We start from the raw sequence: 17,806 nt of genomic DNA, 5'->3' as shown, positions 1-17,806 counted from the left end.
CGGCCTTCGGAAAGTGTCGAGAGGCGTAATTTTTGTTGTGACGATAATTGCCTCGAAGGCTTTATTGTAGTAACAATAAATCAATGCCGATCGAGTTCGATCCCGCCAAGCGCCTCGCCACGCTCCAACATAGAGGATTGGATATGGCGCGGGCGGGCGAAGTCTTCGCCGGCGCGACGCTGACGGTCGAGGACGAGCGCCGCGACTATGGCGAAGACCGGTTCATCTCGATCGGTTTTCTCGACGGCCGAATGGTCGTCCTGGTTTGGACGAGGCGCGGCGGCGCGCGTCGCATCATCTCTCTGAGGAAAGCCAATGACCGCGAACAAGCCATCTACGGTCCCCGATTTCACCGATGACGCCCCGGACCTGTCGGCTCCCGAATGGCGCGAGAAATTCGCCGCCGCTCCGGTCCGCCGCGGCCGCCCGCGCGCGCGCGCGCGCAAGGTTTCGACAACGATCCGGCTCGATCCCGATATCGTGGAAGCCTTTCGCGCGGCGGGCGAAGGCTGGCAATCGCGCATCAACGCCGCGCTGCGCGAGTATCTGGAGAAGCGCGCACGCTCGTGAAGGGGAGGCACGCCGGCGGTTCAGCCGAGTCTCAACCATCACGCCCATGGATTGATGACCGGCGCGCGCGCTTTTTCGAAATCGCCAGTGTCTCGGGTCACGACCGTCAAGCCGTGGAGAAGCGCTGTGGCGGCGATGATGAGATCAGGCTGGGAGAAAGTATATCGCGTCTTACGCCCTTCTTCGACGAGCAGGCGCCACTTCAACATGACGTCCTCGCTGACCGGCAGCGTCCTTTGTGTGAACAGCGGCCGCACTTTGAGCGTGAGCCAGTCCTGCAATTCCCCCCGACGCGCGGGATCAGGAACAAGCTCGATCCCAAAGCGGATTTCCGCAAAAGTGACCACGCTGACATAGAGCCGATCGAGCGGCTGCGATGCTACGAATGCGACAACTTTTGCATTGGGCCTCGGACGACGCAGTTCCGAGAGCACATTGGTGTCGAGCAGCCATCCGCTCACAACTCGATCTCGCGCACGGGCATCGCTTCCCGTTTCGGCTCAATGTCGACGTCGCGCGCGGGCGACGCCTGCATCGCGGCGATCAACGCGTCCCCCGTGCGCTCTCCCTCGAGCCGACGAAATTCCTCCGCCGAAACGACGACGACGGCGTCGCGTCCGTGAACAGTCACATGCTGGGGCCCTTCGCTGCGGACGCGCCGCACCAGTTCGCTGAAGCGCGCCTTGGCGTCCTGAAGGAGCCACCGCCTCGGTGAAGTCGGCTCCTTTTGAGTCGATTTCGAAAATCTAGTCATGCTGACTAGTTTAGCGTAAGACGGCTCGGATGCAAGCAGGTCCGCGAAGGCTGGCAATCGCGCTGCGAGAGTATCTTGAGAAGCGCGCACGCACGCTCGCGAAAGCGGCGAGTGTCCGCAGTTCAGCGGAGTCTCAACCCCTTCTTTGTGGAGAGGGCGGTCCTGAGAATCTGGCCCATAAAAAGCGCAATCCCTCTCCCGGGCAGCGCCGCCACCCTCTCCCTTTGGGAGAGGGCGGCGCGCCGATTCCCGCGCTCGAGCCTTTGCGGACCCGTCACGCGGCCCTTATATAAGGCCTCGTTGGGGGAGCGTCGCTTCCCGACAGATGGGGGATGCACATGTCGCGTTTCTTCGCGCTGAGGCGCGGATCGCTGTTTTCTCTCGCGCTCGCCGCTTTGCTCGCGCTTGCGCCGGCCCTGGCCGAGGCGCGGATGGGCGGCGGCGGCAGCTTTGGCAGCCGCGGCTCGCGCAGCTGGTCGGCCCCGCCGTCGACCCGAACGATGCCGGGCCAGGCCTCGCCCTTCGAACGCAGCATGGCGCCGCGTCCCGCGCCCGGGATGGCTGGGCCGATGTCGCGGCAAGGCGCCTTTGGCGGCGCTTTCGGTCGCGGCATGCTCGGCGGCCTCGCCGGCGGCCTGCTGGGCGCCGGCCTCTTCGGCCTATTGACGGGCCATGGCCTCTTCGGCGGCATGATGGGCTTCATGTCGATCATCGGCCTGCTGTTGCAGATCGCGCTGATCGTCTTCCTGGCCCGCATGGCTTTCAATTGGTGGACGCGTCGCAATGCGAACGCCATGGCTGGGGCAGGTCACCGTCCGAGCCCGGGCTTCACGTCGCCCTTTACCGCGCGCGCGCCTTTCGGCGCGGCTGGCTTCGGCTCCGGCGCTTCTCCGGAAGCGGCGATGGCGACGCCGATCAAGATTGCGGCGGCGGACTTCAACGCCTTCGAACGCCTGCTCGGCGAAGCGCAGGGCGCCTATAGCCGCGAGGATCTTGGCGCGCTGCGCGGCATGTCGACGCCTGAAATGGCCTCCTATTTCGACGACGAACTGGAGGAAAACCGCCGCAAGGGCGTCATCAACCGCGTCTCGGACGTGAAATTGCTTCAGGGCGATCTGTCCGAGGCATGGCGTGAAGGCGTCGACGAATACGCCACCGTCGCCATGCGCTTCGCGCTTAATGACGTGATCGAGGATCGCGCCACCGGTAAGCCCGCGCCCGGTTCGCCCGGGCCGACGGAGACGTCCGAGGCTTGGACTTTCCGCCGACCGGCGGGCGCCGGGCCGCAGGAGTGGAAAGTGTCGGCGATCCAGCAGGCGGCGTAAGTTCGGCATTGGCTGCAATCTTTTGCCCCTCCCGCAAGGGAGGGGCTTTTTCATTGCCGGTCCGGCGCGACGCAGCGTCTTGACCCTTTGACCGGCGTTCGCAATGTGCGTCGCGCTATAGAATTTGGAATTTTTGAAGCGCGCGCCTCCGATGCTGCATGATCTTTCTGCGCTGCCGATCGACGATGTGCTGCCGGCGATCCGCGCGGCGCTTGAGGCGTCCTGCAACCTGGTCGTCGTCGCCCCGCCCGGCGCAGGCAAAACCACGCGCGCGCCGCTCGCGCTGCTCGACTCCGACTGGGCGAAGGGCGGCAAGCTCATTCTGTTGGAGCCGCGACGTCTCGCCGCCCGCGCGGCGGCGAGCCGCATGGCGGCGACGCTCGGCGAGACTGTCGGCGAAACGATCGGTCTGCGGATGCGCCTCGAATCGAAAATCTCGGCGCGAACGCGCATCGAGGTCGTCACCGAAGGCGTGTTTGCGCGGATGATCCTCGACGATGCGGCGCTCGAGGGCGTGGCCGGCGTTCTGTTCGATGAATATCACGAACGCTCGCTCGACGCCGATCTGGGTCTCGCGCTGGCGCTCGACGCCCAGGCAGGGCTGCGGGAGGATCTGCGGCTCATCGCCATGTCGGCGACGCTCGACGGCGCGCGCGTCGCCGCGCTGATGGGCGCCCAGACGATCGAGAGCCAAGGGCGCGCATTTGGCGTCGAGACGCGCTATCTCGGCCGCGACGCCAATGCGCGAATCGAAGAGTCGATGACGCGCGCGATCATGCTGGCGCTGCGCGAAGAGCGGGGTTCGATTCTCGCGTTTCTGCCGGGGCAGGGGGAGATCGCGCGCGTCGCCTCGCGTCTCGCCGAGTCGCGCCTGCCGGACGACATCGACGTCGTGCCGCTCTATGGCGCACTCGATCGCGGCGAGCAGGACCTGGCCATCGCGCCGGCGCGGCCCGGCCGTCGCAAGATCGTGCTCGCGACGTCGATCGCGGAAACCTCGCTCACGATCGAAGGCGTGCGTATCGTCGTCGACAGCGGGCTGGCGCGCGTGCAGCGCTTCGAACCGGATCTCGGATTGTCGCGGCTCGAGACGGTGCGCGCTTCGCGCGCCAGCGTCGATCAGCGCCGCGGCCGCGCCGGCCGCACCGAGCCCGGCGTCTGCTATCGCCTGTGGGACGAGCCGCAGACGGCGGCGCTCCCGGCCTTCGCCGCTCCCGAAATTCTCGACGCCGATCTGTCCGGGCTTGCGCTTGATCTCGCGGCCTGGGGGGTGAGCGATCCGGGCCGACTCAAATGGCTCGATCCGCCGCCGGCGCCCGCCTGGAAGGAGGCGGTCGCGCTCGATCGCGAACTCGGGGCGATCGACGACGACGGTCGGCTTACCGACATGGGCCGCGCCGTACGGGCGTTGCCGCTCGCGCCCAGGTTGGCGCGAATGGTGGTCCAGGCGGCGGGTCACGGCGAGGCCAGACGCGCCGCCGAACTCGCCATGCTGCTCTCCGAGCGCGGGATCGGCGGCGTCGACGCCGACCTTTCGCATCGGCTCGAGCGCATGCGGAGCGAAAACTCCAAGCGCACGCGCGACGCCCTGCGCCTCGCGGGGCAATGGGCGCGGCAGGCGATGGCGGCGGCTGATCGATCGCCCCCACCCCAGCCCTCCCCCGCTTACGCGGGAGAGGGAGCAGACCCGGCGCTTCCTGTCGCGAATCGCCGATCGTTAGCGTCCCCTCTCCCGCGAAGCGGGGGAGGGACAGGGAGGGGGCAGCTATCAGACGGCGCGCTGATTGCGCTTGCCTATCCCGATCGCATCGCCAAATCGCGGGGCGCGCGCGGCGAATTCCTGATGGCGAATGGTCGCGCCGCGATGTTGCCGGTCGAAGATGCTCTGTCGCGTGCGCCATTTCTCGCGGTCGCCGAACTCACCGGCCGGGCGGCGCAGGCGCGCATCCTCGCGGCTTGTGCGCTCACCGCCGAGGAGGTTGAGGCGATCGCGGGCGATCGCATCGAGACTCGCGACGAAACCGTCTTCGACGCGGCGAGCGCAAGCTTGCGGCGGCGCGCCTTCCGGCGTCTGGGGGCGATACGACTCTCCGAGCGCAATCTGGCGGTTGAGCCGTCCGAAGAAAACGCCGGGATGCTCGCGCGCGGCGTCGCTGGCCTTGGCGTGGCGCGGCTGCCGTGGACGAAGACGCAAAAGCAGCGGCGCGACCGCGTCGCCTTTCTGCGTCGCGCCGAGGGCGACGAGTGGCCGGACCTCTCTGACGCCGCTCTGGCGGCGCGCGCCGAGGACTGGCTTGCGCCGTTCATTGAGGGGCGCACGTCGCTTGCGGACATTGCGGCCGACGATCTCGAGGCGGCGCTGGCTCAGCTTCTCCCCTATGAGTTGTCGCGCAGGCTCGACGCGGAAGCGCCCTCTCATTTCGAGACGCCTGCCGGGTCGCGCCATGCGCTCGACTATGCGGCCGAGAACGGACCGATCCTCTCGGTGCGCGTGCAAGAGCTTTACGGCCTCTCAAGTCACCCGACTCTTGCGCGCGGACGCGCGCCTTTAACGCTCGAACTGCTCTCGCCGGCGCATCGGCCGATACAGACGACGCGCGATCTCCCGAGCTTTTGGAAGGGCTCATGGAGTGAGGTGAAGAAGGAGATGAGAGGGCGCTACCCGCGCCATCTCTGGCCGGACGATCCCGCGGCCGCGCAGCCGACGACGCGCGCTAAGCCGCGGGGCTCGTGAGCGCCGCGGCCGAGCGAAGCGCGAAACCTTATGGCGCGCTCGCGGTCGTGGCTCGCGCGGCGTCGCGCGGCAATCGCTCAATCATTACTTTCGCTGTGCCGGTGTTGTTGTCGTAAAAAATTTGTTTGCGACCGTCTAAGGACACGTGCACAGCGTCGTTGACGAAGAGGAAAAATTCTCCCGTGTCGCTCGCAACGAATTCCGACACGAAGGTTTTGCGCGGGAAAGCCGAATTGCAGCTCTTGCCGTCGTAAGAGTAGCTGTCACGCGCCCAAGCCGCCTTGGCGGCATCCAATTCGTCGGCGGGCAGCGGATCGATGCTCAGCGACAGGCCGCCGTCGACACAGGATTTCGCAGCGGGGTGATTCGCGCAAAAAGACTTATGTTCGGCAGTTTCGCTGTAACTCAGCGGGAGCATCGAGCATCGCCGGCCGCGCGGCGATAGAGCGCCGCCGCCGTCGATCGGGACGAGCGGCCACTCTGAATCTCCGCGCGCTCCGATGCGGGCGATAGGATGGAACCAAGCGGCTGAAGGCCAGCGACGCAAAGCGACGCCAGCGGTCTGAATCCAGCCTTTCGCATCAAAGCCGTAAGGATCGGTGAGCATCAGCTGATCCAGCCAGGGATCATCGCTTTTCGGGTCGATGCTGATCGTCAGGCGATAGACGCCGCCGCGTTCAACTGTCCAGCGGCTCGCCCAGCAGGGATCATTCGTGGCAAATCGCGCAGATGCGCTCGCCACCCATTCGGGAGCCTCTGAACCCACGCAAACGCGACCAGATCCCGCGAGATAATTGAAGCCAATTCGATTGGCGGCGAGAAGCAGGGGCGCAAACACAAAGACAATCGCATAAGCGGCAGGCGCGATCGCGCGGCCGACGCCAAGGACAGATCTTGCCGCAGGCGAGCTTCTCACCGCGCGCACTTTTTTCGATAATCCGCTCGGCTCGGGCTCAATGTCCGTCTTGAGTTTGTCGTTCTGGATGTTCCACGCCAAGCGCGCATGATAGCGCGTGGCGTCCTCGTAAGCGTCGCTCTTGTAGCGCAGAAAGAAATAGCCAATCACCAGCGCGATGCTGAAAAACGGGTGATTCAGCGCGGCTTTGACGTGGGCGTAGAGATAGGAAGGGGTAAAGGACAGGATCGTATCGCCCACGCCGCGCAGGACATTTTCAGTGCCGGACATAAATCGCGACAGAGCTTCGCCAATCGGGCCGAGCACATGCAAAAGCCACTGGAACGGGAGCGCGATTCCCGAAATCTGGCTCCAAACGCCTTTATTAAAGTCCTCAATCGCCGGAGCAATCACCGGTAGGGCGAGCACCGTGACGAACAGGGCCACGAAGAAATAATAAGCAATTCGGTTCAGCCACACATAGTCACGGGCGATCTCCATCTCGTTCCGGTCGGGGGCGTCGAGTTTCTTCATCGCTACCTGGGCGATGTCGAGTTCGCTGTCGTCGCTTTGCAGGTTCTCCAGCTCCGAGGCGCGATCCGCCTTGCGAATGCGCGTGTAATCCGGGCCGTTCTCGGCGCGCGTGATGGAGCCGTCCGGCATGAGCACGTCGGCCCCTTTGGGTCCGCGCGTGGCCACGTCGGCGCTGATTTCGCCAAGCGCCAGCGGCGCGTAATCGTCGCTGCCGTCCACGAGCCGTTCAACGACCGTATGGTGGACAGTTGGCCGGCAGTAGGGGTGCTTGTCTGGATCCGTCAGCGTTACTTGCCGCGGATCGTAGCGATATAACACCGCCGCGCCGGCGCGCGAGTTGTGCAGCGGTCCGAACGGCGTCGCTATGCTTCTGAATCCGGCCAACGCCGTTGGATGGAAATTGAGCGCTCTGTCGGCCTCAGCGTTCTCAACTTCTCGAATCATCCACACCAGCGGGCAATGCGCCGTCATGTCGTCCGGATAACCGCCGCCGACGTCGGAATGAACGCCAGCGAACCAAACCTCCTCAATGCGTTTGGGCTTCGGCTTTTCTAAATCGTCCTCAGGTTCCTTCAGATCATCCTCAAGAAGCGATACGCGGATTGGATGAAAGGTTCGGCGTTCGTCATCAAGGCTCAACGCCTGACGAACCCGATTTACTTTTTCCCACATCGTATGATCGCCGCCGAACTTGATGGGGAAGACGAAGCGATGGATGACATCGCGCATTTCTTCAATCGGGACGCCATAGGCTTCCACGGTGTCGAACAGTCCCACAAAGTCGATCGAGAGCTTCTCAGGCGCGCGGTCCGACGCCGCCTTTTTCACGTCAGCATAGCTCGGCTGCCCTCGAAGCTGTTTCCAGACGCCGACGATGGCGTCTCGCAGCTTGGGCAAACGCAGAAACACCCAGATATTCTTTTTCCGTTCCTTATCCTGCTCGCAAAAGGCCCGCCAGGCGTCCTCCGAATTTCGGACCATCTCCTGATGCGTTACCCGCTTCCGATTGAATTCCGTCGGCAGCAGGCCTTGCGTGCGGATCAGATCGATCAACATTCGAACGGTGAACGCGCCGCGGCTGAAGCCGAACATGTAGATTGCTGCGTCAGGCTCCCAATTCCAGGACAGGAAGCGATAAAGCTTGCGCACGTTCGACGGCACGCCGAAGCCGGTCGCGCCATCGAGCATCGCGAGCGGCTTGAACCCCTCGGTGCCGACGCCGGGAATGTAATAAACGACCTGATCTTTGTTTGAGAGGCAGAGCGCCTGGGAAAGCCGATTGATGTTTGAGACTTGCACCAGTCTTCCGTTTCCGGTGCCATCCGCCAAAATAACAATTTTCTTGACCATTTCGAAACCTCGAAAAGATAAAAGCAATTCGTCCCAGCAATGGAAAACCCTACGAGCGCCTTCGGCGTCCGGCAAGCCGAAATTGACCGCCTTCGGACCCAAATTTGGCGCGGCGCGGATTTTCGCTTAAGTCAAACCCGCCAAGGCGACGCTCGCCAAGCGAAGGACCATTGATGTTTCCCAAGCCCGTCCCGAATTTGCGCCCCAATACATTCGAATATGAAGAGGCGCCGCTCATCAAGTCGACCGGCTTTCGCGAATATGACGCGCGCTGGCTGTTTGGCGCCGACCTCAATTTGATGGGCGTGCAGGCGCTCGGCATGGGCCTTGGCGCGCTGCTGCGCGAACTGGGCGTCGCGCCCGAAATCGTCGTCGGCCACGATTATCGCAGCTATTCTTCATCGATCAAACTGGCGCTGGTGAGCGGCCTCATGGCCGCCGGCGTGCGCGTGCGCGACATCGGCCTCGCTTTGTCGCCGATGGCCTATTTCGCCCAGTTCGATCTCGATGTCGCGGCGGTCGCCATGGTGACGGCCTCGCATAACGACAATGGCTGGACGGGCGTGAAAATGGGCGCGCGGCGCCCCGTGACCTTCGGGCCCGAGGAGATGGGCCGTCTGAAGGAAATCGTTCTCGCCGGCGAATTTCACGAGGCGGAAGGCGGCTCCTACCGCTACATCGAGAATTTCGGCGCGCGTTATATCGACGATCTCACCCGCCGGCCGCCGTTCGCCCGCAAGATGAAGGTCGTCGCCGCCTGCGGAAATGGCACCGCCGGCGCCTTCGCGCCGCGGATGCTGGAGCGCCTCGGCTGTGACGTGATCCCGCTCGATGTCGCGCCCGACTACACTTTCCCGCGCTACAACCCCAATCCCGAAGATTTGCACATGCTGCACGCCATCGCCGACAAGGTGCGCGAGACCGGCGCCTGCGTCGGGCTCGGCTTTGACGGCGACGGCGATCGCTGCGGCGTCGTCGACAATCATGGCGAGGAGATCTTCGCCGACAAGATCGGCGTCATGCTCGCGCGCGATCTCTCCAAGGTCCATCCGAACGCGTCATTCGTGGTCGACGTGAAGTCGACCGGGCTTTTCGCGACCGACCCCGAGCTCGTCGCGCGCGGCGTCGTCACCGAATATTGGAAGACCGGGCATTCCTATATCAAGCGCCGCGTCAGCGATCGCAAGGCGCTCGCCGGCTTCGAAAAGTCGGGGCACTTCTTTTTCAACGAGCCGATCGGACGCGGCTATGACGACGGGCTGCTCACCGCCGTGCACGTCCTCGAAATGCTCGATCGCAATCCGACGAAGTCGATGGCCGAGCTCTATGCCGAACTGCCGAAGACCTGGGGCTCGCCGACGATGTCGCCGCATTGCGACGACGAAAAGAAATATGGCGTCATCGACAAGGTGACGGCGCGCATCGAGGCGATGCGGGCGCAGGGCGACCAGATCATCGGGCAGCCGATCCGCGACGTCGTCACTATCAATGGCGTGCGCGTAACGGTCGCCGACGGCACCTGGGGACTCGTGCGCGCGTCGTCCAACAAGCCGGAACTCGTCGTCGTCGTCGAGAGCCCGGTGTCGCAAGCGCGCATGAAGGAAATGTTTACGGCGATCGACGCCGTGCTGCGCGAAAATCCCGAGGTCGGCGCCTACAACCAGACGATATAGAGCTGTTGGAGGCGATCGGTTTCTCGACAAATTGGACGAGGCGGCGAATATGGAACCGATGTCGCGCGGACTCCTCGCCGACGTCCTGACCTTTTTGCGGTTCTATTCGCGTCTTCCGATCGGCGACGACGCGCAGGCGCGGCTTGATTTCGCGCGCATGGCGCCGGCGCTGCCGATCGCCGGCGCCATGATCGGCGCCACAGGCGCCGCTGCTTTGCTCGTCGGGCGCATCTGCCATTTTTCTGCGCTCGTCTGCGCGCTCGTCGCTGTCGCGGTCCTCGTGCTCGCCACAGGCGCGCTGCATGAGGACGGACTCGCGGATGTTGCGGACGGATTCGGCGGCGGCGCGACGCGAGAGTCGAAGCTCGCCATTATGCGTGACAGCCGCGTTGGGACCTATGGCGCGCTGGCGCTGTGTTTCTCGATTCTGCTGCGCGTTGCGGCGCTCGCGTTACTCTTTGAGCGAAGCGTCGCGCTCGCGGCGCTCGCGCTCGTCTTCGCCGGCGCCTTATCGCGCGTCGCCGGACTGGCGCCGATGATGTGGCTTCCGCCAGCGCGCGCTGATGGTCTGGGCGCGACCGTCGCTGCGCCCTCGCGCGAGGTCTGGGCGCGCGCCTGGTTCGCCGCCGCCGGCATTGGCCTTGCGCCCTGGCTTGCCGGCGCCGGCGTCAGCCAGATCGCGGTTGCGATCGTCGCCGCCTTCGCCGTCGCCGCTCTCATCGCCAATCTCGCCAAAAAACAGATCGGCGGCTACACGGGCGACGTGCTCGGCGCCGCGCAGCAGCTCGCCGAGATCGCCATTCTGGCGGCGCTATCGGCCAATTAAGGTCAGGCGGTTTCGGCGTCTTCCAAATTCGCCGCTTCGGCAAAGCGCGTCCGAGCGGCGCGCACTTCGCCGACGGCCTCGAGCAGCGTTTCGACTCCGGCGCCAGGTTCAACGGCCTCGAGCGCCAGCCGTCGACGGAACGACCGCGCGCCCGGCATTCCAACAAAAAGCCCGAGAAGATGGCGCGTCATGGCGGCAAGCCGTTCGCCTCTCGCCAACTGTCGCTCGACATAGGGAAGAAAGGCGTCGACGGCCTCGAAGAGGTCTGCCGCCGGCGCCGGCTGTCCAAACAATTCTGGGTCGACCTCAAGAAGCAACGCAGGATCGTGATAGGCCGCGCGCCCGATCATCACGCCATCGACGAATTGCAGTTGTTCCTGCATCTCCGCGATCCGCGTCAGGCCGCCATTGATGGCGATGGGAACGTCGGGCAGGGCGCGCTTGAGACGGTGCACCAGCGGATAGTCCAGCGGCGGGACGTCTCTGTTTTCCTTTGGCGAGAGGCCCTTGAGCCAGGCCTTTCGCGCATGTACGAACAATGCGTCGGCGCCGCTTTCAACGCAGGCTTCCGCAAGCGCGAACAGCGCCTGTTCCTCCTGATCGTCGACGCCGATGCGGCATTTCACCGTAACAGGAATTGAGACGGCGTCCTTCATCGCCTTGACGCAGTCGCGGACGCGCGCAGGCTCGCGCATGAGACAGGCGCCGAACGCGCCGTTCTGCACGCGATCCGACGGGCAACCGACGTTGAGATTGACCTCAGCATAGCCGAATTTTTCGACGAGAACCGCCGACTTCGCCAGCGCAGCCGGCTCGGCGCCGCCGAGCTGCATGGCGACGGGCTGCTCAAACGGATCGAACGCCATCAGCCGCGCCCGATCGCCATGGATCACCGCGCCCGTCGTAAGCATTTCCGTGTACAGGCGCGCGCGGCGCGACAAGAGACGATGGAAGTATCGGCAGTGCCGATCCGTCCAATCCATCATCGGCGCGACGGAGAATCTAATGTCGTGTTTGGTAAGCATTACCAGCTTATTCTCAACGGCAGAGGTCGCGTCGTATGCACGCCCTTCTACGCCTCGATACGACAGTTTTCGCGACTTTTCGACTTCTCAGTGCACACAGAGCGGGGTCGGCCGAGACCCAAGCCGCGCCGTCCAATCGCTTTGTTCGACGCATCTATCTGCGCAATTCGCGCAAGGGTGGTCACCCCACCCCCGAAACGCTTCGCGTTCGACCCCCTTAGGGGGTGGGCTTATAGTGGAACTACGCGAACTCGATCGCGTGTCAGCGCATTTCACCCTCCCTTTGAGGGCGAGGGTCGCGGTGGATGACGTTGCCAAGAGGAGCGTGGACACGAGAAAATCCCATTAACTTAGCTTGGCGTCGCCCATAGGGTTGCGGGCCTTCCCCTCCTTCGCCATATCGGGCGAAGGAGGAGAGGACATGGAACCACCCAATCGGCCTTGTGAGCTCGCCTTGCGCCTGCACGCGCTCGACAGCGAAGATCTTTCGCTGCTCTCGGCGCATCTGCAGGACGCCTTGGTGCGCGTCGGCGACATCGCCTTTCTTGCCGACAAGCGCCGGTTCGCCCTGGTTGGGTCGCGTTTCGACTGGGCCGCAGAACTTGACGGCCGGCTGGAGCGCTGCCGCTGCGGCCTGCATTTCGAGGGCGTGCAGCGCGTGCGCTGCCAGCGTATCTGCCGCGACCAGCCCGACGCGATCCTCGAACTCCTGGCGGTCACCTTCGAGCCCGACCCTGAACCCCCGTCAGGAGTCATCCGGCTCTTTTTCGCCGGGGGCGCGTCGATCGCGCTCGACGTCGAATGCGTCGAGGCGCAACTTTGCGACGTGGGTCCGCGCTGGAAGGTCGCCGCCCGGCCGAACCATGATTTCAGCGGCGAACTTGACGAGCACGCTCCCCGAGGGCCATGACAGCCGGACTTCCCGGCTGGAGAGGATCATGACCCTGCGTTTGGACGCCGCGGCGCCCGATTTCGAACAGCGTTTTGCGTCGCTGCTCGCCATGAAGCGTGAGGCGTCGCAGGATGTCGACGATACAGTCCGCGGCATCATCGAGGACGTCGTCGCCCGCGGCGACGCGGCGCTTGTCGACTATTCCAAGCGCTTCGATCGCATCGACCTTGAGGCGACCGGCATCGCCGTCTCCCGCGAGGAGGTCGCGGCGGCGGAAGCCAAATGTTCCGCAGAGCAGCTCGCCGCCCTCGATCTCGCGCTCGAGCGCATTACCGTCTTCCACGAGCGGCAGAAGCCCCAAAATCTGCGCTTTCGGGACGCCGCCGGCGTCGAACTCGGCTGGCGCTGGACCCCGCTCGACTCGGTGGGCCTCTACGTGCCCGGCGGCACCGCCGCCTATCCGTCTTCCGTGCTGATGAATGTCGTGCCGGCGAAGGTCGCCGGCGTGAAGCGTATCGTCATGGTCGTTCCGACGCCCGGCGGCCATGTGGAGCCGCTGGTGCTCGCCGCCGCCAAGCGTTCCGGCATCGACGAGATCTACCGCGTCGGCGGCGCGCAGGCTGTGGCGGCGCTGGCCTATGGCACGAAGACGATTGCGCCCGTCGTCAAGATCGTCGGGCCGGGCAACGCCTGGGTGGCGGCGGCAAAGCGCCGCGTCTTTGGTCAGGTCGGCATCGACATGATCGCCGGCCCTTCTGAAGTGCTGATCCTCGCCGACGCGACCGCCAATCCTGACTGGATCGCGGCGGACTTGCTTGCGCAGGCCGAGCACGACGAATCCGCGCAGTCGATTCTCATCACCGATGACGCCTCGCTGGCCGACGCGGTCGTCGCCGCCGTCGAAAGGCATCTCTCGACGCTGTCGCGCAAGGAGATCGCCGGCGCCTCCTGGCGCGACTATGGCGCGACGATCCTCGTGAAGACGCTCGCCGACGCGCTTCCGCTCGCCGACCGCATCGCCGCCGAACATCTCGAGATTATCAGTGAAGACGCCGAGGACCTCGCCGCGCGCGTTTCCAACGCTGGCGCCATCTTCATCGGCGCCTATACGCCGGAAGCCGTCGGCGATTATGTCGGCGGCTCGAACCATGTGCTGCCGACGGCGCGCTCGGCGCGCTTCTCGTCGGGTCTGAGCGTGCTCGACTTCGTCAAGCGCACGTCGATTCTGAAATGCGACGCGGACTCGCTGCGCGCCATCGGCGCCGCCGCGGTGACACTCGGCGACGCCGAAGGCTTGCAGGCCCATGCGCGTTCGGTGTCGATCCGCCTCAATCAGCTCGAGGCGTGAGGGTGGAGTCAAACGAGTCGAAGCGGCTGATCTCCGTCACGCTCGACGAAAACTCGATCGGCCGCGGCTCGGCGGATCAGGAGCATGAGCGCGCCATCGCGATCTACGATCTCATCGAGGAAAACAGCTTCGCGCTGATTGGCCATCATGGCGGGCCTTATGAGCTGCTGATCTCACTCGTCGACGCCAAACTGGTTTTTAAGATTTGCGACGCGGAGGGCGTCTGCCTCGTGACGCACATTCTCTCGCTGACGCCGTTCAGACGCATTCTCAAAGATTATTTCATGATCTGCGAAAGCTATTACGCGGCGATCCGCCATGCGACCCCAAGCAGGATCGAGGCGATCGACATGGGGCGTCGCGGCCTCCATAACGAAGGCGCGCAGCTTCTCCTCGAACGCTTGAAAGGCAAGATCGACACGGATCAGGATACGGCGCGCCGCATCTTCACGCTGATCACGGCGCTGCACTGGAAAGGCTGAGCGCCGCGCTCGGTCGCCAATGATGAGAGCGCAGCGCTCGGCGCTGTCACACGGTCGTCATGGAATAATCGGCATGGGCAAAAGTAATTCGGATCATTTCGCCGAGCTGCGGCTGTCGATGGAAGCGGAAGGGGGCGAGTTGCTCCGCGCTTTCGTTCGCGAAGCGTCGCTGGTCGAAGGAGTCCCGCCGATGACCGCGAGCCTGATCGCCGCCGACGCCGCGCAAACATGGCAGATTCTTTGTGGGTCGCGCACGACCGCGGAGCGCGCGGCGATTCTTCTGTCCTCGTCCAAAGGCGAGGTGCGCGCGCGGATTCTGCTCAACGGCCATTCCCGGTTTTCCGCCGTCGTTGGTTCGCTCAGCGCGCAGGTGCGGCGAGATGCGGGATTATCTTACCGGGAACGCGGCGTCGACGGATGGGAGATCACGATCCATCGCGGTTTCGACCCCTCTCGCGAAGCGGCGGAACACAACGCAGAGCCAGTCGCCGAGGCCGCAGAGACGACCGAAACGGTGCAGATCGACGTGCCTCGGCAGAGCGACTCGGCGGCGATCGCGCGCTGCTTCCTGGCGGTCTACGGACACAATTACGTTCACCGGGAAGTCTTTTCCCCGCACCGCTATTGGCGGAAGGTCGAAAGCGGAGAGCTCATTCCGGTCGTGACACGCGATGCGCGCGGCGAGGTCGTTGGGCATGTCGCGCTCGAGCGCGAGCCAGGCGCGGCGATCGCCGAGCGCGGCGAAGCGGTCGTGCTTCCGTCCTACCGGGGACGCCATCTCCTGGAGCGCATGACCGAGCGGCTGACTGACGAAGCAACGAAACTCGGGCTCGTCGGGATCTACGCCGAGCCGGTTACGACTCATACATTTTCACAGCGCAACGACGAGCGGGCCGGCATGCCGACATGCGCGATCCTGCTCGGCGCGGCGCCCGAAACCTCGCATTCGAAGGATTTGCCTGTGCCGACGGCCGGACAGCGCCAGAGTTTTCTGCTGACGTTCCGCTTCCTGGAAGCCGGGCGGGCATGCGAGATCGTCGCGCCTCCGGCGTATCGCGACGTCATGACGGCGACATACAGCCGTCTCGGCGTCGGCGTTTCTCTACATGAGAGCGGAACGCCAATAGAGACTCGGTCAATGACGAGCGTCATGGTCAACCCATGGGGCTATGGCAGGATTCGCTTCGAGCTGATCGGATCGAACGTCAGCATCGAATTGAGCCAAGCGGTGAGCGACGTCAGCGGCCTCGGCGCGCGCGCCATGCAGCTTTCCGCGCATGTCGACGACCCGGGCTTGCCGCTCCTGGTTGAGAGCGCGCGCCGCCAGGGATTTTTCTATTGCGGGCTGGCGCCGGCCTTCTCCGAAGGCCGAGATCTGCTGCTGATGCAGCATGTGAGCGAGCCGCTCGACATCAATGAACTGCAACTGTTCACGGAGCAGACGAAGGAGCTTGCGGCGTTCATTGAACGAGACCGTCAGTCGGCGCAGAGCCAGCGATGAGAATGCGTGAGCAACGTGGCGCGCCCCCAATCCGTTCTTTTCGCCTGCACGCTGAACACTGTGCGATCGCCGATGGCGGAGGCGATCGCACGGTATTATTTCGGCCGCGAAACCTATTTCGCTTCCGCGGGTCTGAAGCGCGGGGCTCCTGACCCTTTCGCCATAGCGGCGATGGACGAGATCGGCGTCGACATTTCGACACATAAGCCGCACACGTTCGAAGATCTCGAAGATTCGAATTTCGATCTGATCGTGACGCTGTCCCCCGAGGCGCATCACAAGGCGCTGGAGTTTACGCGCACGATGGCCGTCGACGTCGTCTACTGGCCGACGCCCGACGCGACCGCCGCGCAGGGCTCGCGCGAGGCCATTCTCGACGCCTATCGCGACGTGCGCGAGCGGCTGACGGGGCGGATCAAGGATCTGCTCCGACACGGGCCGCCTCTGAGCGGATGATTACGTGCCTGGCGGCTTCCGCTAAGTCATTCCCGACGCGCGATGCGCGATCGGGAATCCAGCGTTGCGACGCGGAGAGGATTTTGCTCTGGATTCCCGGTCAGGCCTTGGGCCTGCCGGGAATGACAACCGGTTGCGTATAGAAAAAACTTAAAGAGACTTCTTCATCTGCGCGCAGAAGCGCTGCGCAAGGCCGATCAGCGCGTGGTCCGAGCCGCGCCGGCCGATGAAAGAGAGCGCCACCGGCGCATCGCTCGTCGGAAGGGGAATGCTGATCTGCGGCAGGCCAAAGAAGCTCGCGATGAGAAACAGGCGCATCATCTGATAGCGCTTGGCGTCGAGCGTTTCCTCGCTTTCGGTGAGCAGCGGCGCGCGAAACGGCGCCGTCGGCGACACGAGGAAGCCTTGCGAACCGAGGAGCGCGTCGATTTTCTTGCGCGCCTCCTCGCGGAAACTTTCAGCGGCTTTCTTTTGGTCGGCCGTGACCTTCGCCGCATAGGCGAAACGCTGCTCGACGCCCTTGCCGAAAGTGGGGCTGTTCGCCGAAATCCACGCGCCATGCGAGGCCCAGGCCTCGAAAGCCTGCATGTTTCGGAAATGTCCGAGCGCCGCCTTGAAGAAGTCGTCGCCGAGGGTCGCTTCGCGCCAGGGCCCGGACGCCTTCAGAGCGTCGATGGGATCCGCCGCCGCCGAAGCGAAATCCATCCCGACTCCCGAGAAGGCGTCGGTGAGCAGCACGGCTTCTTTGAGTTCGGCGTTCTCCGCGGTTTCCGGCAACAAAGCCTCGCCGACGGAGGCCATGACGCCGATGTCGCGGGCGAACCAGCCGATGGCGTCGAAGGACGGCGCAAGCGGAATGATTCCATCCATCGCAACTGCGCCATGCGACGCGCGGAAGCCAAAAACCCCGCAAAACGCCGCCGGCGCACGGCAGGAACCGGCGGTGTCGGTGCCGATGGCGAAATTGACGAGGCCGGCGGCGACAGCGACCGCCGAGCCTGAAGACGAGCCGCCGGGGTGGCGATTTTGCGCGGCCGGATTGATCGGCGTGCCGTAATGCGGATTGGCGCCGAGCAGGCTATAGGCCAACTCGTCCATTTGCGTCTTGCCGACGAGCCGTGCGCCCGCATCGAGCAATCGGTCGACGACGGGCGCATCGCGCTCGGCAGGGGCGTGGGTCGCCGCCCATTTCGGATGGCCGTTAATCGAGACGTTTCCCGCGACGTCGATGTTCTCCTTGACGACGAAGCTCGCGCCGGACAGGCGTCCCGGCGTTTCCGTGCTCCGGTTGAGAACGACGGACAGCGCGCCGAGATCGTCCTTCATCGCGGCATCCTTCCTTCCAGCGGGTCCAGCATAGGCGGGCGCGGCGAGCATCAAAATAGCGCCTGAGGAGCGCGACTATACTGAAGAATGCGGCGAGACAAAATGCGGACGCCGC

16 protein-coding genes are annotated in these 17,806 nt (G+C 64.4%); 11 read left to right on the top strand and 5 right to left on the bottom strand.

Annotated elements, in window-relative coordinates; all coding sequences use genetic code 11:
• Nucleotides 1-143: 143 nt before the first annotated feature.
• Both HUN39_RS14160 and HUN39_RS14155 read left to right on the top strand, forming a co-directional pair.
• Nucleotides 144-359, top strand: coding sequence for a BrnT family toxin (locus HUN39_RS14160; RefSeq protein WP_332310766.1), 216 nt, complete (start codon nt 144-146; stop codon nt 357-359).
• On the top strand, nt 316-570 hold the full coding sequence (locus HUN39_RS14155) for a BrnA antitoxin family protein (protein ID WP_175095138.1): 255 nt from the start codon (nt 316-318) through the stop codon (nt 568-570). The genes HUN39_RS14160 and HUN39_RS14155 overlap by 44 nt, the downstream gene beginning before the upstream one ends.
• 38 nt (nt 571-608) lie before the next feature.
• Here HUN39_RS14155 and HUN39_RS14150 read toward each other — a convergent pair whose 3' ends face one another.
• A complete protein-coding gene (locus tag HUN39_RS14150) occupies nt 609-1,031 on the bottom strand; it encodes a type II toxin-antitoxin system VapC family toxin (protein WP_175095137.1) in 423 nt (140 codons plus the stop codon).
• Complete coding sequence (locus HUN39_RS14145; RefSeq protein WP_175095136.1) at nt 1,028-1,324, bottom strand: type II toxin-antitoxin system Phd/YefM family antitoxin; 297 nt, start codon at nt 1,322-1,324, stop codon at nt 1,028-1,030. The genes HUN39_RS14150 and HUN39_RS14145 overlap by 4 nt, the downstream gene beginning before the upstream one ends.
• Nucleotides 1,325-1,662: 338 nt before the next feature.
• On the opposite strand from HUN39_RS14145, the gene HUN39_RS14140 reads away from it, so the two are divergent.
• Nucleotides 1,663-2,649 (top strand): TIM44-like domain-containing protein, encoded by a 987-nt coding sequence (locus HUN39_RS14140; RefSeq protein WP_175095135.1) that lies wholly within the window; start codon nt 1,663-1,665, stop codon nt 2,647-2,649.
• Nucleotides 2,650-2,800: 151 nt separating this feature from the next.
• Nucleotides 2,801-5,383, top strand: coding sequence for an ATP-dependent helicase HrpB (gene hrpB, locus HUN39_RS14135; RefSeq protein ID WP_175095134.1), 2,583 nt, complete (start codon nt 2,801-2,803; stop codon nt 5,381-5,383).
• A gap of 28 nt (nt 5,384-5,411) precedes the next feature.
• Here hrpB and HUN39_RS14130 read toward each other — a convergent pair whose 3' ends face one another.
• Nucleotides 5,412-8,162, bottom strand: coding sequence for a DUF2235 domain-containing protein (locus HUN39_RS14130; protein ID WP_175095133.1), 2,751 nt, complete (start codon nt 8,160-8,162; stop codon nt 5,412-5,414).
• Nucleotides 8,163-8,335: 173 nt separating this feature from the next.
• Between HUN39_RS14130 and HUN39_RS14125 the strand changes: the two genes are divergently transcribed.
• Both HUN39_RS14125 and cobS read left to right on the top strand, forming a co-directional pair.
• Nucleotides 8,336-9,835 (top strand): phosphomannomutase/phosphoglucomutase, encoded by a 1,500-nt coding sequence (locus HUN39_RS14125; protein ID WP_175095132.1) that lies wholly within the window; start codon nt 8,336-8,338, stop codon nt 9,833-9,835.
• A gap of 49 nt (nt 9,836-9,884) precedes the next feature.
• Nucleotides 9,885-10,661 (top strand): adenosylcobinamide-GDP ribazoletransferase, encoded by a 777-nt coding sequence (gene cobS, locus HUN39_RS14120; RefSeq protein ID WP_332310765.1) that lies wholly within the window; start codon nt 9,885-9,887, stop codon nt 10,659-10,661.
• A gap of 2 nt (nt 10,662-10,663) precedes the next feature.
• Here the strand turns inward: cobS and dusA are convergent, their stop codons facing one another.
• A complete protein-coding gene (gene dusA / locus HUN39_RS14115) occupies nt 10,664-11,686 on the bottom strand; it encodes a tRNA dihydrouridine(20/20a) synthase DusA (RefSeq protein WP_175095131.1) in 1,023 nt (340 codons plus the stop codon).
• Nucleotides 11,687-12,107: 421 nt separating this feature from the next.
• Between dusA and HUN39_RS14110 the strand changes: the two genes are divergently transcribed.
• The 5 genes from HUN39_RS14110 to HUN39_RS14090 all read left to right on the top strand — a co-directional run bounded on the left by HUN39_RS14110 (nt 12,108) and on the right by HUN39_RS14090 (nt 16,365).
• A complete protein-coding gene (locus HUN39_RS14110) occupies nt 12,108-12,596 on the top strand; it encodes a DUF2948 family protein (RefSeq protein WP_014892939.1) in 489 nt (162 codons plus the stop codon).
• Between the two features lie 28 nt (nt 12,597-12,624).
• Nucleotides 12,625-13,926, top strand: coding sequence for a histidinol dehydrogenase (gene hisD / locus HUN39_RS14105; protein ID WP_175095130.1), 1,302 nt, complete (start codon nt 12,625-12,627; stop codon nt 13,924-13,926).
• A gap of 2 nt (nt 13,927-13,928) precedes the next feature.
• Nucleotides 13,929-14,408: a UPF0262 family protein gene (locus tag HUN39_RS14100; RefSeq protein WP_018408731.1), complete on the top strand. Its 480-nt coding sequence runs from the start codon at nt 13,929-13,931 to the stop codon at nt 14,406-14,408.
• A 73-nt stretch (nt 14,409-14,481) separates the two neighbouring features.
• Complete coding sequence (locus tag HUN39_RS14095; protein ID WP_175095129.1) at nt 14,482-15,909, top strand: GNAT family N-acetyltransferase; 1,428 nt, start codon at nt 14,482-14,484, stop codon at nt 15,907-15,909.
• A 6-nt stretch (nt 15,910-15,915) separates the two neighbouring features.
• On the top strand, nt 15,916-16,365 hold the full coding sequence (locus HUN39_RS14090) for an arsenate-mycothiol transferase ArsC (protein ID WP_332310764.1): 450 nt from the start codon (nt 15,916-15,918) through the stop codon (nt 16,363-16,365).
• Between the two features lie 150 nt (nt 16,366-16,515).
• Here HUN39_RS14090 and HUN39_RS14085 read toward each other — a convergent pair whose 3' ends face one another.
• Complete coding sequence (locus tag HUN39_RS14085; RefSeq protein WP_175095128.1) at nt 16,516-17,691, bottom strand: amidase; 1,176 nt, start codon at nt 17,689-17,691, stop codon at nt 16,516-16,518.
• Between the last annotated feature and the right edge of the window lie 115 nt (nt 17,692-17,806).

This window comes from Methylocystis silviterrae (assembly GCF_013350005.1).
GTDB lineage: Bacteria > Pseudomonadota > Alphaproteobacteria > Rhizobiales > Beijerinckiaceae > Methylocystis > Methylocystis silviterrae.
This window is presented reverse-complemented; position numbering and strand designations above follow the sequence as displayed.